The following is a 14332-nucleotide window of genomic DNA, read 5'->3' on the forward strand; positions in this document are numbered from 1 at the left end:
TTGAGCAGATGGCAGGACGTCCTGACAGCGCTTAACGCGCCATCAGGATCTGCAGTCGGGTACCGACTTTTTCAGCCTGGTCGGAGACATCACCAACCCAGTCGATAATCTTGTAAAGGAAGACAACGTCGACCGGAGGCAGACTAGCTTCCAGAGAGAACAGCGTCTGCCGGATCTCGACCTGCTGTTCGTCTGACTGCTTCTCGAGCTCATGCAGCTCGTTGATCAGCTTCTCGACCAGCACGCTCATGTTGCGCCCGAAACCGGACTCAACCAGATCTTCAAGCTCACCCAGCGCACGTCGCGCCTGGCAAACCGACTCCACCGCAGTCTTCAGATAGATACGCATGGCGGGCACCAGCGTTTCAGGAATCTGCATGCGGCGACCCAGCATGATACCGGCGATGTCCTTGGTGACATTCGCGATGGAATCCTGGACATGGATCAGCTCGAGGAGGTCGGAACGCGACACCGGAAGGAACAGTGAGTTGGGCAGATTGAGCCGTAACTGTGTTTTCAGCTCATCGGCTTCACGCTCAAGCTTACTGATGGTCTGACGAATGCTGGCCGCCTGATCCCAGTCGCCCTGTTCACAGGCGTCAAAGAATGTCAGCAAATGCTTGGCGCAGTCGTCGGTCTTGATGATGTGGGTGTGCAGCGCCTTGAAAGGCGAGCGCCCGAACATCGAAGAAAAAGGGTTAGTCGTTACCATAGTGGCCGTCGGCGTTAAGGATTGACGCGCGGAGTGTAGCAAAGGCTGTGAAGTGATCACATCACTTTCATCATGGCGTCACAACGCCGCCATGCTGTTGTAATTTTCGTAACATCAGCGGCAGCGGGAGAGGAGTCAGAACGACTCCGAGGAGAGATTGTCGTGCATCGGCGGGACCTTCAGTCACTCGCATATCACATCGCTTACTAATATAACCAAGGCCTTACTGGCAGGCAATCCACGCCATCGTGTCGCCATCACATCGTCATTGACTCATGATTCATGACGTCTTCTGCCACAGACGCTGGGGCAGAGAACGCTCGCCATGCTTGCCTTGCCATCAGTCAGGCGCGAGCATGAACGCCATGGGCACCTTTAGGTGCTTACTCGATGTTTATCCGCCAGCGCATCATCGCGCGGCTTCTCGGGTCGGGTCTGCCATCAGCACCCCCTATTTTCTTTTCTATTGTTTGTTTGCGGAGCCCCGTCATGGCCCAGGAAATTGAACTCAAGCTCGCGCTATCGCAGCCGGTCGTTGATCGCCTGTCCTTACTGGAAACCTTATCCAGCATTCCCGAGCTCACTGGCCTCACGCCCAAGCGCCGCTGGCTGGCCAATACCTATTTCGATACCCCCGAACATGCATTGGAACGTGCGCGCATGGCACTGCGTCTCCGGCGTAGCGGCACAGACGCCGATAGCAACGCCCCGTTACGTCAAACCCTGAAGACCAGTGGCGAGAGTCACGGCGGACTGCATTCACGTGGCGAGTGGGAATGGGCGCTACCCGAGGATCAGGCCACTCTCGACCTCGATGGGCTGCGTGCGCTCCCCCCGCTACAAGCGCTGAACGAGCCCTCGCGTGAACAGCTACTTCACGCCCTATCACCGACCTTCAGCACTGACTTCGAACGCCATGCCTGGCAGATAGAGGTCGCGGTCGCCGGGGGCAGCGTGGGCGTCGAACTGGCCCTCGATCTCGGTGCCGTCAAGGTTGAGGGCCGTGAGGTCGCGATTCAGGAGCTGGAGCTTGAACTGACCGGCAACGACCAGCTGCCGATCGAGAGTCGTGAAGCAGTGTTGTGGACGCTGGCGGATGCACTGGCCAGTCGACTGGCACTACGCCCGGCAGATGCCAGCAAAGCTCAACGCGGTGCGGCGCTGCGGGATAACGACTGGCACGAACGTTCTCTGGACACGACAGACCTCCGCGCCCTGCTTGCCGCCGCCATAGATGCTCTCGATGCGCATGCCGATCGACAATCTCAGGATGGCGAGCGCTGGCTGGCCCATGCGCTCGCCGCCGTGTCGGCACTGGCGTCACGGTTGGCCGTCAGCCAGCACCATGGGCACATCCATGCTGTAGCACTCGTCGAAGCGCTGGAGCAGAGCACGGGCACAGAGACTACCTGGGCCACCCTCGCCTTCGGTCAACACAGCCTGTCGCTATTGGCTGCCTTGCGCGACTGATCTTTCTGGACAACCTCCCGCGCTCCTTTCCACTTACTCGTGGAGGCACGCTTCTCTTATTCTTCCGCCGTGCAAATAGCACGGCGGTGACTGAAGGATTTTGCCATGCCAGAGCGTCAAGGCCCGGCCAACCAGTATGGCGGCACCTCGCATGTCGAGACGTCACCGACACGTACCAGCGGTTTCGAGCCCGCCACTGGCCGCTTTCGCGCCCGGCTATTCCACTGGATATTCGAATCTGACACACCGGCGGCCAAGGCCTTTGATATCGGCCTGATCATCATGATCTTCGCCAGTGTCGCGGTGGTCATGCTCGACAGTGTCCCCTCCCTCAATGCGCAGCACGGCGAACTGTTCAACATTCTGGAATGGACCTTCACGATCATCTTCACTCTGGAGTACGCCGTCCGCCTTTATTGCCTCAAGCATCCCGGGACCTGGGCGAAAGGCTTCTACGGCTTGCTCGATCTGCTCTCCATTGCGCCGACGTGGCTATCGCTGCTGATTCCCGGTGCACAGGCACTGCTGGTCGTGCGCGTACTGCGCGTACTGCGACTGTTCCGCGTGCTACGCCTGATGGCCTTTGTCGGCGAGGGCCGCATGCTGATAGAGGCGTTGGCACGTAGCCGGCGCAAGATTCTGCTGTTCTTCATCACCGTGCTCAGCATCATCACGGTGTTCGGTGCCCTCATCTATCTGATTGAGCCGCCAGAAGCCGGCTTCACCTCCATCCCCAAGGCGCTCTACTGGGCCGTGGTGACACTGACTACGGTTGGCTACGGTGATATTGCGCCGATCACCCCACTGGGTCAGTTCATCTCGGCGATGATGATGATCCTCGGTTACTCGATTCTGGCGGTGCCGACCGGTGTGTTCTCGGCGGAAGTCATCAATGGCCTGCGCATGCAACAAACCAGCGATGAAGCCTGCCCGGGCTGTGGCCGTGAAGGCCATGACCGCAATGCCAAGTACTGCAAGCACTGCGGGACCTGGCTGGATGAAGATACCCGCGACCCACGCGAGTCTGACCTCGAACCCAAGCCTGAGCCCGAGCAGCAGTCGGCCGATGAATCCGAACCTCCAGCAGCAGAACCGCCCAACCTGGATCGCAGCTGACCACACTGGCGGTGCTGGATGTTGGCAACGGCCAGACACGAAAACGCCCCACGACCGAAAGGTCGCGGGGCGTTTCACGTCACAAGCCAGCACTGAAGGACAAGTACTGAAGGATAAGCACTGAAAGACAGATGCTGACACGCTGCTGCCAAAGACGACTTACTGGGAAAGCGGCTTATCCCAAGACGTCAACGAGGCCTTGCTCCAGCTACCGTAGGAAGCATTCGGCAACATGATCCAATCCTTGCCGAAATGTGCTGCTTGCTCAGCCACCAGCGCTTTCTGCTGCTCAGGCTCCTTGGAGGAGAAGGCATCAGAGAAATCGTGCAGGCTATCGCCCAACTGCATCACGATATCGTGGTCTTCTGCGATGCTCTGACGGCGTACCGATTTGCTCGGACCCAGCAGGCGAACATGCTCATCATCGACTTCAGGCAGGTCCAACGCACGCAAAGTGGCCAGCGTAGCGTCCTTGTTCTCCTCATAGCGATCAGACACGTAATAGATCGCCACATCCTTTGAGGCAGCATATTCAAGGAAATCCTTGGCGCCGGGAATCAGACTCGGCGTGCCCTCACGCTCCCACGCTTTCCAGGTATCCCAGCCAGTAAAGTCATGGCAGGCTTTGAGGTCACGCACCAGCAGCGCCGAGTTATCGATCACCGTCTCGTCGAGGTCGGTCATGATCGCGGCAGGCTTGCTGCTATCACGCGCGGCCAGCCGCTGCTCCAACTGATGCGTGGCCAGTACATAGCTCTGACGCTGCAGAGCAGCCACTTCAGCAGATTGCTGCTGATAGCGCAGCGCCATGGCATAAGCTGCCGGGGCGCAGTGTTCAGCCGTGGCATCCGTCGTCGTATCCGCTTGGCTAGCAGCCGATAGACTCAGCCCCGCAACGCCCATTCCAGCAACAAGCAAGACACTCAATTGACGTGAGACAGTGTTCAACATGGATAGCCCTCCGCGGCGCAAGATTCATTCCATAAAATTATGAAAACATGTGAATGTTATCATTAATGTTCATGGTTCTCTCTGCGCGCGACATCCGACGACTCGCGCTCGCTTCGCGCCATGCACGCACACCGGCTAGCTTGGCTTGCTGGCACGCCTCGCAACCTTCCACGTATCTCACAGATCTCACGTATCTCACGTATCTCACGTATCTCACGCGTGAAGCATCACTCCGTGAAATGCGAGGTGTCGCCACGCCCTTCACGCACGATGACCGGTGGCAGCTCACGCAGGTCAACCACACTGGTGGCTTCCAGACGGCAGGCACCACCATCGATGATCAGGTCCAGCGCGTGGCCGAAGCGCTCACGAATCTCTTCCGGATCAGTCATCGGCAACTCCTCACCCGGGGGAATCAACGTCACACTCATCAGTGCTGAACCATGCGTTTCCAGTAGTGAATGGGTGATGGCGTGATCTGGCACGCGTACCCCAATGGAGCGACGCTTGGGATGCAGCAACAACCGCGGCACTTCGGTGGTGGCTTGCAGAATGAAGGTATAGGCGCCTGGCGTGTGACTCTTGAGCAGACGGAAGACAGCGTTGTCGACCTTGGCGTAGGTACCGATCTCGGAAAGATCAGAGCACATCAGCGTGAAATTGTGCTTGTCATCGAGCTGACGCAGACGCTTGATGCGCTCGATGGCCTTCTTTTCACCCAGATGACAGCCCAGCGCGTAGCCGGAATCGGTCGGGTAGGCGATCACGCCGCCTTGCTGAATGATGGCAACAGCCTGATCTATCAAGCGCTTCTGCGGGTTATCAGGATGAATCTGGAAGAACTGGCCCATGTAGTGCTCCTTGCGTCAGGACTGCATGTCTGACGGTGACATGCAGGTCTCAGAAGATTCTCGATATCATATGGTGGCGATGGGAGCATCAAAAAAGGTCGCCAGCCGTGGATGACACCATACTGGCGGTACCTTGGTGCGCGGCGGCGGGCTCATGCTACCTGGTGCCAGCGGCCCACCCGGGAAGTGAAAATCGCTGCCAACCGAAGCATACATGCCCAGCTCATCAAGCTGGCGCGCCAGATCACGCGCGCGATCAATGTTCTGGAAGCCACTGACCAGCTCGGCAGCTTCGCCACCGGCGGCAATGAAGTCTCGCAACAGCTCGCCCCGCTTGGTACGGGTCAGCTTGTAGCGCATCGGATGCGCCATCACTGCGACTCCACCATCGGCACGCACCCAGCCCACCGCTTCTTCCATTTCAGGCCAGTGCGCCTTGACGTCACCCTTCTGACCGGAGCCAAGGTGGCGCTTGAAGGCGTCTTGCAGGTTGCGCGCCAGGCCCGCTTCTACCAATGCGCGCGCAAAGTCAGGCCGTGAGAGCGGACGATCACCGGAGCCATTCAATGTGGCCTGCTCGCGGGCACGCTCCATGGCGTTATCGAGGCCGATTTTCTCCATGCGCGCCGCTATCTCATGGCTGCGGCGCTCGCGCGCTTCATGCTGCTGGACAAGGCCTGCGCTAAGCGCATCGCCCGCCCCATCTGGCATCAATGCCACGATATGAATGGTCTGATTGCGCCAGCGTACCGACAGCTCACAGCCCGGCATCAAGGTGACTCCCAGCGCGGCGGCAGCCTGCTGCGCCTCGAAAATCCCTTCCATGCTGTCGTGATCGGTCAACGACATGCGCGATACGCCACGGCGGGCGACCAACGCGACCAGATCAGCAGGCGCCATACCACCGTCAGAGGCTGTGGAATGCATGTGAAGATCGATATCAGGCACGTCGATGTCGGACTCAAAACGCTTGGGCAGCGGTCGTGGTTGCACTCGCAGCGGCGCTTGTGAAGACTCAGGCGCCACATCGATATCATGAGTCTCGGATGACGGGGACGTCGGTGAAATAGCAGACACGTCGTCGGACACGGGGAACCTCTCGGGATAAACGCTTTTCGCCTTGGAATACCCGCGTCAGGAGCAGGCAGCAAAGGCAGGCGTCAGGGGCAGTGTTGACCGCCACGTGAACTCTCGCGTTACACGGGCTTTGTCAGCAGGCAGCAATGGCGGCAGAATGAGCACATGCAGGCAAGGGCTCGCCGTCGATATCCATAGGATACCACTCACGTAAGCCCTTGCCTTCCCGACGGCTGTGCCGTCGTGTTCAGGAGTGTGTGATCCCCATGAAGATGTTGCTCGACTTTCTGCCGATCGTGATCTTCTTCGTCGTCTACAAGACGACCGGCGACATGATCATGGCTACCGCGGTACTGATTCCCGCGACGCTCGCTCAGGTGCTCTATATCTACTGGCGCCATAAACGGGTTGAGAAAATGCAGCTGGTGACGCTGGCACTGGTTGTGGTGCTGGGCGGCGCAACCGTCTTGTTCGGTAACAGCTCCTTCATTCAGTGGAAGCCCACCGTGGTCAACTGGCTGTTCGCTGTCGCTTTCCTGCTTTCGCCGCTATTTGGTGGCAAGCCGCTGGTGGAACGCATGATGGAGAAGGCCATTCAGCTGCCACGCGCCATCTGGCACCGCCTCAACTTGGCGTGGGTAGTATTCTTCCTCGCCATGGGCGGCCTGAATATCTATGTCTTCAGTCATTATTCCGAAGATGTCTGGGTCGATTTCAAGCTGTTCGGCATGCTCGGCCTGACCCTGCTGTTCGTGCTCATTCAAGGCGTCTATCTGTCTCGCCACATGGTACAGGCGCCACAGGACGATACCTCAAGCTCTAATTCTCCCCGCCAAAAGGATGATTCGTGATGCTGTATTCCATTGTTTGTCAGGACGTTGAAGGTAGCCTGGAAGCGCGCATGGCAGCTCGCCCACCACACCTGGCGCGTCTTGAAGCACTGCGTGATGCGGGCCGTCTAGCCATCGCTGGCCCCAATCCGGCCATCGATAGCGAAGCCCCGGGTGAAGCCGGCTTCAGTGGCAGCGTCATCATTGCCGAATTCGCCTCGCTGGAAGATGCGCAAAAATGGGCCGATGCCGACCCCTTCGTCATCGCCGGTGTTTACGCCAGCGCCGAAGTGAAGCCTTTCAAGCAGACACTGCCCTAGGCCTTCACGCATCACCCCGAGATTCAGTCGTGTTGGATCTCACTGGACGACGGACGGCCTTGCCGTCCGTCGTCTGCGTTGCAGCCTATGACATGTAGTCGATTGCATTGAGCCGTCAGCGCTGCCTGCCGTGCAGCTCCCCTCTTGCTCTTCCTTCCCAAGCCCTTCCCTTTCAGGAACGCCCGTGAACGATCGACCTATCTCCTCGCCTGCGCCTTCTCTCAAGGCGCCCGACGCCATCCCGTCGGTGACCGCCCCCGGCATTGTGCCAAAAACGGTACTGGCACCACTGGCAGCGCTGGAAGAGGCCAAGCTTGAGTGGGACGACACCGCGCCACAGGCGACGGAGTACGGCGATGTCTATTTCTCGATCCACGATGGCCGCGCCGAGACAGTGCACGTCTTTCTCGACAGCAATCGGCTGAGTGAGCGCTTTGCAGGCTGGCAGTCTTCGCGTCCCTTCGTGATCGGCGAGACGGGGTTCGGCACTGGTCTCAATATCCTGTGTGCTGCCCAACGCTTTCTGGCCACCGCCCCGCCCAAGGCACGCCTGCATATCATCTCGGTGGAAAAACACCCGATGCGCGCCGATGACCTGCGCCGTGCACTGTCGGCATGGCCGGACCTCGCCTTGCTGGCAGAGACGCTCACCGCACAATGGCCAGCCTCGATATTGGGCGTACACCGCCTACAACTCGATGCGCGTATCACGCTGGACCTGCATTTCGGTGATGCCGTCGAGCGGCTGTCGCGACTGGAAGGCGGTGTCGATGCCTGGTTCCTTGATGGTTTTTCACCGTCGAAGAATCCCGAGATGTGGTCGCCCGAGCTGTTTGCAGCCATGGCTGGCGTATCACGCCCCAGCGCGACCTTCGCCACCTTCACGGCGGCTGGCTTCGTGCGTCGGGGCTTGCGCGCTGCAGGCTTTGTCTGGCGCAAGGTGGCCGGCCACGGCATGAAGCGCGAGATGATCTGCGGAGAACTGGACGAGGTGACCGCCACGGCACGCGCCGAACTGATGGGGCTGCAATCGGATGATGTGCAGGATGAAGTCCCGAATAAAGCATGCGCCATTCGCGGCGCCCTGCATCCGCTGCGGACCGAACAGCCGTGGACTCAGCCACCCCAGCCAGCCCCTATCACGACCCAGACACGTATCGCGGTACTGGGGGCGGGCATTGCCGGCACCAGCTGCGCCGAGGCGCTCGCGCGGCGTGGTTTCACGGTCACGCTTATCGATGCAGAGGCGCCGGGCGCACGCGCGTCGGGTAATTCTCAAGGAGCGCTCTACGTCAAACTGGCGGCTGAAACCAATCCTGCCAGCCGCTTCCAACTGGCGGCACTGCAGTACAGTCGCCGTTGGCTGGAGCAGCTCGACCCGCAACAGCGCCTGTGGTCAGCCAGTGGTGTGCTGCAGCTTGCCACCAGCCCACGCGAGCTAAAGCGTCAACAGCGCTTTCTGGAACAGCACTCGCTGCCCGATGCACTGGTGAAGGGTGTGAGCGCCGCAGAAGCCAGCCAGCTGGCCGGCAGTGATATCGCCCATGCTGGCCTCTTCTATCCGGTCGCGGGCTGGGTGCGCCCTGCAGCGCTATGTCAGCACCTTGCTGCGACAGACGGCATACGCTTTCATCAGGCGCGCATTCATGCCATCCGTCAGCAGGATGACGCACAGGGCACGCACTGGCAGCTGGAAGATAGCGAAGGGCATCATATCGAGGTCGATCAGCTGATCGTCGCGATGGGCGAACGGACTAACCTGCTGGCGCCACTGGCGCATCTACCGCTGCAGCCGATTCGTGGCCAGGTCAGCGAGATCACGGTGTCAGCCGAACACACGGCCGAACTGCCATCGCTTGATTGCGTGGTCTGCGCTGGCGGCTATATCTCGCCTTGCCAGCAGCATGTTGATGGCAGCATGACCTTGAGCTTCGGTGCGACGTTTGCGCCACGTGATGAGGATGAGGCAGTACGCAAGGTGGATCATGACGCGAACGTCGCGGAATTGAGAAGCGCCCTGCCCGCCTTCGTCAGTGACTGGGAGCATGCACGCGGAACACCGCTGGAAGCCGATGACTGGCGAGGACGCGTCGCCTGGCGCGCCGCCAGCCCCGACAAGAGCCCGCTTGCCGGCCCCGCCCCCGATGCTGACGCATGGCGTACTGACTACGCAGCGCTGGCCTTTGATGCCAAGAGACGCGTTCCCCAGCTCAGCGGCGCTCACCTGCCGGGGCTATGGCTGTCCACGGCGCATGGCTCGCGCGGCTTCACGACAGCGCCACTCTGTGCTGAACTGATCGCCGCCCAGATGTGTGGTGAGCCACTGCCGTTGGAGCGTGAACTGGTCGAGCATCTGCATCCGGGCCGTCGCCTGATCCGCGATATCATTCAGCGTCGCTGAACAGGTGGCAGTACGCATGATGCATTGCGCAGTACTGCTCAGCACTCGCGACACAAGCGAGCCAACGCCGGACGATCAACGACCTGGTAGGTGAAGGATGGGCGGCCCACCTGCCCATAGTGAAAGGCTTCACTGAGCAGACTTCGGGTCGCCAGATGGCGCAGATACTTGCGAATGGTGACCCGCGACATACCGGTAGTGGCCAGCAGCGCCTCGCTGGTGAAGCTGCCCTCATCACGCGGCAAGGCCTGAATGGCGCCCGCGACCAGTGCCAGAGACACCGCCGTCACTCCCTTGGGCAATCGTCCATCATCGACTGACGGCGCTGCACCTTCCGCTTGAGGGCTAAACAAGCGGTCCAGCTGATGCTGGTTGACCTCGCCGTCCAGACTGGCCAACTGCTGTCGCCCATGACTGGCCAGTGCCAGTGCCTGCTGAAAACGCGCAAAACTGAACGGTTTGATCAGATAGTCACACACGCCAAGGGCATGGGCGCTGCGTACGGTCTCTGCCTCACCGGCTGCCGTGATCAAGATTACCTGTATCTCCGGTGCCGCATGACGCCTGAGCCAGCGCAATACCTCAAGCCCATTGCGACTGCGCAGATAGATATCCAGCAACACCAGATCCACCTCTTCCGCGGCCAGCACATCGAGTGCCGACGCAACGTCCTCGCATTGGGCGACCAGACGCATGCCTGCGACACGATTGAGATATTCGACGTTGAGACGCATGACCATAGGGTCATCTTCGACGATCAACACACGCATACGCTCAGGCTCCGAGGTCAGGCTGGTCAGAAAATCGCTGCGACTCAGACAGCAGCGGACAGGATGGTTGAGGACAGGGCAACGCCAGCTCGACAAGGGTACCGCCGCCGGGCAGTGAGTATAAATGCCACTCTCCGCCGCGTGTCGTCACGATGTCATGCACCAGCGCCAGCCCCAATCCGCGGCCTTCGCCGCGACTGCTGACACCGGCCTCGCGTGCTCTCTCCAATAGAGCGGGCGGCATGCCGGGGCCATTGTCAGCCACGCTGATCAACAACTGCACCTCCGCGGGTGCCGTCGAGGATTCCAGCATCAGACTGAGCGTGACACGCGGGGGTGCCTCTTGCGTGTCCTTGCATGCGCCCCCTCGTTCGCTCTCCAGCGCCTCAAAGGCGTTATCGAGCAGGTTGCCGATCACGCTGACCAGATCATGACTCAGGCTAGATTCCAGCACCGGAAGATGGGGAGTCGCGTTTGTCTCATGCGTACGCTCACCCTCAGTCTCAAGTGCGCTCTCAAGCTCGACCGTCAAGATGATGCTGCGTTCACGGGCTTCGCTGTGCTTGCCAATCAGCAACCCCGCCAGTAGTGGATCAGCAATCTGCTCGGCAGCGGGGGTGTCGGCAGGCAATTCGTGCTCAACCAACACCGCCAAATACTCACGCAGGCCGACCAGGTCGCCCATATAGGTCAGGCCTGACAGCACATGCAGACGATTGCGGAATTCATGGCGCGAGGCACGTAGCGCTTCGGCTTGGCGACGTACACCGGTCAGCTCCTCGGCGAGACGCTGCATGCGGTCATGCTCACGCAGTACCAGAACGCCCCCCATCAACTGCTCGCCATCACGCACCAGCTGACAGCGCACCAGCAAGCGCTGGCCACCATGGCTGACGCGCCGCGCGGCATCCGGTACTGCTACTGACTGCCCCGCCAGTTGCTCGGTCATGCCGGTGCCCGGCAGCCCATCATCAAGCATCTCACCGAGCGCCAACGGAGGGACCAACAATCCGTGTGCAGCAGCATTGATCAACGTGATACGCCCTGTGGGGTCCACGACAATGATGCCTTCCTCCAGGCTGGCCAGCACTGCCTGATGCTCCTCGACCAATCGCGCGATGGCTACTGGCTCCAGTCCCTTGAGCTGTCGACGCAGGTAGCGGGCCAACCCCAGGGCGCCCAGCGTACCAAAGAGCATCAACACCCCCAGTCCCAGCAATAACTGGCGCTTTTCACTGGCGAGACGACGCCCCAGTGATTCCAGCGTGATACCGATGGCTACCGCACCGATAACCGCAGGTTCCCGTCAGCGATCGAGGGGAGTGTGACAGGGGCAAAGCTCCTCAAGCTTTCACCAAGACTGCCACGCGACTCAGAGAGATAGGTCGCGCCCGCCAGCGCCTGTCGCTCATCGCCGCCTTGAAACGACTGGCCGATCCGCGCAGGGTCGGGATGCGACAGCCGGAGTCCGTCAGGACGCATCACCACGATGAAATCGACACCATTTTCACGCCGTAAACGCTCGATGTGATTCGCGAGCGGGCTGGCCGCGGACGGCCGAGCGGTGCTGGAGTCCGATGCCATCAGCGCTGCCCGCACCTCAGGCAAGCGTGCAATATGCTGGGTCAGCGCAGCAATACGCCGGCCCTGAATGTCGTGCTGTGTGCGCTCCAGTTGAGCGCTGAACAACCAGGCCGCCACGACCAGGCTCACGATCACCATGCTAGCCGCCAGCAATGAAGTGAGCGTGCTCAGGCTCGGTTGAGGATGACGCAACACATCAAGCAGCTCATTTGCACCCTTGGTGGCATGGTCAATTTCACCACGCCGTGAACCGTCATCGCCGCGCACTTTCATAAGTTTCAAAAGGCTTTTTTTAGTTCGCAAAACTTGGCCCTCGGGGCGTACGCCGTAAGCTCGCCTGTGACGAGTCTCCGTCTCACGTGCACTGTGACACGAGAGACGAATGTCCTTCCTGATCGTGATGCCACGCCTGCGCATCACGGCATAACAATACGTCCTGCGGCATGTCCACGCAGGATGAGGAGCACGCATGACAAACGCCACTCAGGCCGCCTCAGCCTCGCCTACCGTTGAGGCCTCTCGTCCCGGGATGCAGATCTTCGGCATGTCCCTGCCGATGTTTGCCTTACCGCTACTGGTGCTGATCGGTGCCATCGCCTCGGATACCCTGCCCACTGGCATGATCGGTGCGCTGTTGGTCATGATGATTCTCGGTGAGTTGCTCGGCTTTCTCGGCGACCGCCTGCCGATCATCAGCAGCTATCTGGGCGGCGGTGCCATCCTCGCCATCTTCGGTGCCGCAACCTTGATCTATATGGGCTGGCTACCACAGGACGTCTCAGCCAATGTCAGCGAGTTCATGAAAGCCGGCGGCTTCCTCAACTTCTACATCGCGGCACTGATTACCGGCAGCATCCTCGGCATGGACTCCCGCGTGCTGGTCAAGGTCGGGGCGCGCTTCGCTCTGCCGCTGCTGTGCTCCGTGCTGTTCGCGGCGCTGTTTGCGATGTTGGTCGGCTGGATCATGGGCTTCTCGCCCAAGGACGCGGTGATGATCATCGCACTGCCCATCATGGGGGGCGGCATGGGTGCTGGTGCCGTGCCGATGAGCCAGATCTACGAGCAGCTATTGGGACAACCCGCCAGCTACTACATCTCGATTCTGGTGCCGGCACTGGCACTGGGTAATGTCTTCGCCATCATCATTGCTGGCCTGCTCAACGGCCTTGGCAAGCGCTTCCCATCCCTCACCGGCGGTGGCCAGATGATGCCGGGCGTCGAGGTACGTGAAGAGAAGAGCGCACCTGATCTTTCCCAGCTGGGCATCGGCATGGTGATCGCCATGAGCTTCTTCGTCGCCAGCCAGATCATCGGCAAGGTCATCCCGCTGCACCCATATGCGCTGATGATCATCGCCGTGGCAGTGCTCAAGTGCGCCAACCTGGTGCCGGAAAGCATCAATCAGGCCGCCGCCCAGTGGTTCCGCTTCGTGGCCGGCAACTGGACCTTCGCGTTACTGTTCGGCATTGGCGTGGCCTACACCGACCTCGGTCAGGTAATCGATGCCATTACCATCACCTACGTAGTGATCGTGTTCGGGGTTGTCGCAGGCGCAGCCTTCGGCGCCGGTATCGTCGGCAAGCTGGTCGGCTTCTACCCCATCGAATCAGCCATCACTGCCGGGCTGTGTATGGCCAACATGGGCGGTACCGGTGACGTCGCCGTACTGTCGGCCGCCAATCGCATGCAGCTGATGCCTTTCGCCCAGATTTCTTCTCGCCTGGGCGGCGCGCTGATTCTGCTGATCTCGAGTCTGGTCGTGCCGATGTGGTTCGCGTAGCACTTTTCTACGCTTATCTGCTTCACGGTAACACCACTCACGACAACGGCCCTGGCTCACGCCAGGGCCGTTGTCGGTTTTAAGACATGGCTCAGAGATGACTCAGCTATTGTTCAAGCGTGAATCAGGCTACGGACTCTACTCAGTCACCTTCTTCCTCATCATCTGCCAACTGGCGACCGAAAGACTGCCATTGCTCCAGCGTCATCACTTCGGTGGATTCAGTACCGATGTCGTGGACGATCAGCAACTTGCCGCGTGATAGCTGACCTTCCAGCTCCGCGACCCAACCCGCCATGCCTTCCCCCACATCAGTGGTGTCGTAGCCCTGACGGGTGACAAAGGTCTCCAGCAAGGCACGGCGTGTCTCAGCGGGCAGCATGCGTGACGGTACCTCGATGAAACGCTCGCGCGGGTCCATCTGGTCGAGTGGCATCTGACTCATGGGCACCTCCTGATCATGGGTGGCG

At 60.1% G+C, this 14332-nt stretch carries 14 protein-coding genes; 6 read left to right on the forward strand and 8 right to left on the reverse strand.

What is annotated here, in order from left to right:
- Window positions 1-31: 31 nt before the first annotated feature.
- The gene (locus BF12_RS0109600) at window positions 32-712 is read right to left on the reverse strand and encodes a TIGR00153 family protein (protein WP_024952086.1); all 681 of its coding nucleotides are present in this window, start codon (window positions 710-712) and stop codon (window positions 32-34) included.
- A gap of 489 nt (window positions 713-1201) precedes the next feature.
- Here BF12_RS0109600 and BF12_RS19510 point away from each other — a divergent pair, with 489 nt between their 5' ends.
- On the forward strand, window positions 1202-2182 hold the full coding sequence (locus tag BF12_RS19510; protein ID WP_024952087.1) for a CYTH domain-containing protein: 981 nt from the start codon (window positions 1202-1204) through the stop codon (window positions 2180-2182).
- A 105-nt stretch (window positions 2183-2287) separates the two neighbouring features.
- Window positions 2288-3298, forward strand: a complete 1011-nt coding sequence (locus BF12_RS0109610) for an ion transporter (RefSeq protein ID WP_024952088.1) — start codon at window positions 2288-2290, stop codon at window positions 3296-3298.
- A gap of 159 nt (window positions 3299-3457) precedes the next feature.
- On the opposite strand, the gene BF12_RS0109615 is transcribed toward BF12_RS0109610, so the two are convergent.
- The 3 genes from BF12_RS0109615 to BF12_RS0109625 form a co-directional block, all read right to left on the reverse strand.
- The gene (locus BF12_RS0109615) at window positions 3458-4249 is read right to left on the reverse strand and encodes a 5'-nucleotidase, lipoprotein e(P4) family (RefSeq protein ID WP_035159737.1); all 792 of its coding nucleotides are present in this window, start codon (window positions 4247-4249) and stop codon (window positions 3458-3460) included.
- A 227-nt stretch (window positions 4250-4476) separates the two neighbouring features.
- Window positions 4477-5100, reverse strand: coding sequence for an L-threonylcarbamoyladenylate synthase (locus BF12_RS0109620; RefSeq protein WP_024952090.1), 624 nt, complete (start codon window positions 5098-5100; stop codon window positions 4477-4479).
- Window positions 5101-5166: 66 nt separating this feature from the next.
- Window positions 5167-6189, reverse strand: a complete 1023-nt coding sequence (locus BF12_RS0109625; protein WP_422615157.1) for a PHP domain-containing protein — start codon at window positions 6187-6189, stop codon at window positions 5167-5169.
- Between the two features lie 254 nt (window positions 6190-6443).
- Between BF12_RS0109625 and BF12_RS0109630 the strand changes: the two genes are divergently transcribed.
- The 3 genes from BF12_RS0109630 (at window position 6444) to mnmC1 (ending at window position 9728) form a co-directional block, all read left to right on the forward strand.
- Complete coding sequence (locus BF12_RS0109630; protein ID WP_024952092.1) at window positions 6444-7028, forward strand: septation protein A; 585 nt, start codon at window positions 6444-6446, stop codon at window positions 7026-7028.
- Window positions 7028-7327 carry a YciI family protein gene (locus tag BF12_RS0109635; RefSeq protein WP_024952093.1) on the forward strand — a complete coding sequence of 100 codons (300 nt, stop codon included), beginning with the start codon at window positions 7028-7030 and terminating at the stop codon, window positions 7325-7327. Before BF12_RS0109630 ends, BF12_RS0109635 begins: the two co-directional genes overlap by 1 nt.
- Window positions 7328-7511: 184 nt before the next feature.
- Window positions 7512-9728, forward strand: a complete 2217-nt coding sequence (mnmC1, locus tag BF12_RS0109640) for an FAD-dependent 5-carboxymethylaminomethyl-2-thiouridine(34) oxidoreductase MnmC1 (RefSeq protein WP_024952094.1) — start codon at window positions 7512-7514, stop codon at window positions 9726-9728.
- A gap of 38 nt (window positions 9729-9766) precedes the next feature.
- Here mnmC1 and BF12_RS0109645 read toward each other — a convergent pair whose 3' ends face one another.
- From BF12_RS0109645 to BF12_RS21155, 3 genes are all read right to left on the reverse strand, one after another.
- Window positions 9767-10498 carry a response regulator gene (locus tag BF12_RS0109645; RefSeq protein ID WP_024952095.1) on the reverse strand — a complete coding sequence of 244 codons (732 nt, stop codon included), beginning with the start codon at window positions 10496-10498 and terminating at the stop codon, window positions 9767-9769.
- A gap of 4 nt (window positions 10499-10502) precedes the next feature.
- Window positions 10503-11696 (reverse strand): sensor histidine kinase, encoded by a 1194-nt coding sequence (locus tag BF12_RS19515; protein ID WP_051510900.1) that lies wholly within the window; start codon window positions 11694-11696, stop codon window positions 10503-10505.
- Between the two features lie 80 nt (window positions 11697-11776).
- A complete protein-coding gene (locus BF12_RS21155; RefSeq protein WP_051510902.1) occupies window positions 11777-12355 on the reverse strand; it encodes a sensor histidine kinase in 579 nt (192 codons plus the stop codon).
- A 256-nt stretch (window positions 12356-12611) separates the two neighbouring features.
- On the opposite strand from BF12_RS21155, the gene BF12_RS0109655 reads away from it, so the two are divergent.
- On the forward strand, window positions 12612-13862 hold the full coding sequence (locus tag BF12_RS0109655) for a 2-hydroxycarboxylate transporter family protein (RefSeq protein WP_246116457.1): 1251 nt from the start codon (window positions 12612-12614) through the stop codon (window positions 13860-13862).
- Window positions 13863-14004: 142 nt separating this feature from the next.
- Here BF12_RS0109655 and BF12_RS19520 read toward each other — a convergent pair whose 3' ends face one another.
- A complete protein-coding gene (locus BF12_RS19520) occupies window positions 14005-14283 on the reverse strand; it encodes a YheU family protein (RefSeq protein WP_035159774.1) in 279 nt (92 codons plus the stop codon).
- Window positions 14284-14332 lie beyond the last annotated feature (49 nt).

This window comes from Cobetia crustatorum (genome assembly GCF_000591415.1).
Classification (GTDB): Bacteria; Pseudomonadota; Gammaproteobacteria; order Pseudomonadales; family Halomonadaceae; genus Cobetia; species Cobetia crustatorum.

Excerpts from the sequence above, each read along its gene's own strand:
- BF12_RS0109600 (WP_024952086.1), bottom strand. The coding sequence starts at position 712 with ATGGTAACGACTAACCCTTTTTCTTCGATGTTCGGGCGCTCGCCTTTC.
- BF12_RS19510 (WP_024952087.1), top strand. The coding sequence starts at position 1,202 with ATGGCCCAGGAAATTGAACTCAAGCTCGCGCTATCGCAGCCGGTCGTT.
- BF12_RS0109610 (WP_024952088.1), top strand. The coding sequence starts at position 2,288 with ATGCCAGAGCGTCAAGGCCCGGCCAACCAGTATGGCGGCACCTCGCAT.
- BF12_RS0109615 (WP_035159737.1), bottom strand. The coding sequence starts at position 4,249 with ATGTTGAACACTGTCTCACGTCAATTGAGTGTCTTGCTTGTTGCTGGA.
- BF12_RS0109620 (WP_024952090.1), bottom strand. The coding sequence starts at position 5,100 with ATGGGCCAGTTCTTCCAGATTCATCCTGATAACCCGCAGAAGCGCTTG.
- BF12_RS0109630 (WP_024952092.1), top strand. The coding sequence starts at position 6,444 with ATGAAGATGTTGCTCGACTTTCTGCCGATCGTGATCTTCTTCGTCGTC.
- BF12_RS0109635 (WP_024952093.1), top strand. The coding sequence starts at position 7,028 with ATGCTGTATTCCATTGTTTGTCAGGACGTTGAAGGTAGCCTGGAAGCG.
- BF12_RS0109645 (WP_024952095.1), bottom strand. The coding sequence starts at position 10,498 with ATGCGTGTGTTGATCGTCGAAGATGACCCTATGGTCATGCGTCTCAAC.
- BF12_RS19515 (WP_051510900.1), bottom strand. The coding sequence starts at position 11,696 with ATGCTCTTTGGTACGCTGGGCGCCCTGGGGTTGGCCCGCTACCTGCGT.
- BF12_RS21155 (WP_051510902.1), bottom strand. The coding sequence starts at position 12,355 with ATGAAAGTGCGCGGCGATGACGGTTCACGGCGTGGTGAAATTGACCAT.
- BF12_RS0109655 (WP_246116457.1), top strand. The coding sequence starts at position 12,612 with ATGCAGATCTTCGGCATGTCCCTGCCGATGTTTGCCTTACCGCTACTG.
- BF12_RS19520 (WP_035159774.1), bottom strand. The coding sequence starts at position 14,283 with ATGGACCCGCGCGAGCGTTTCATCGAGGTACCGTCACGCATGCTGCCC.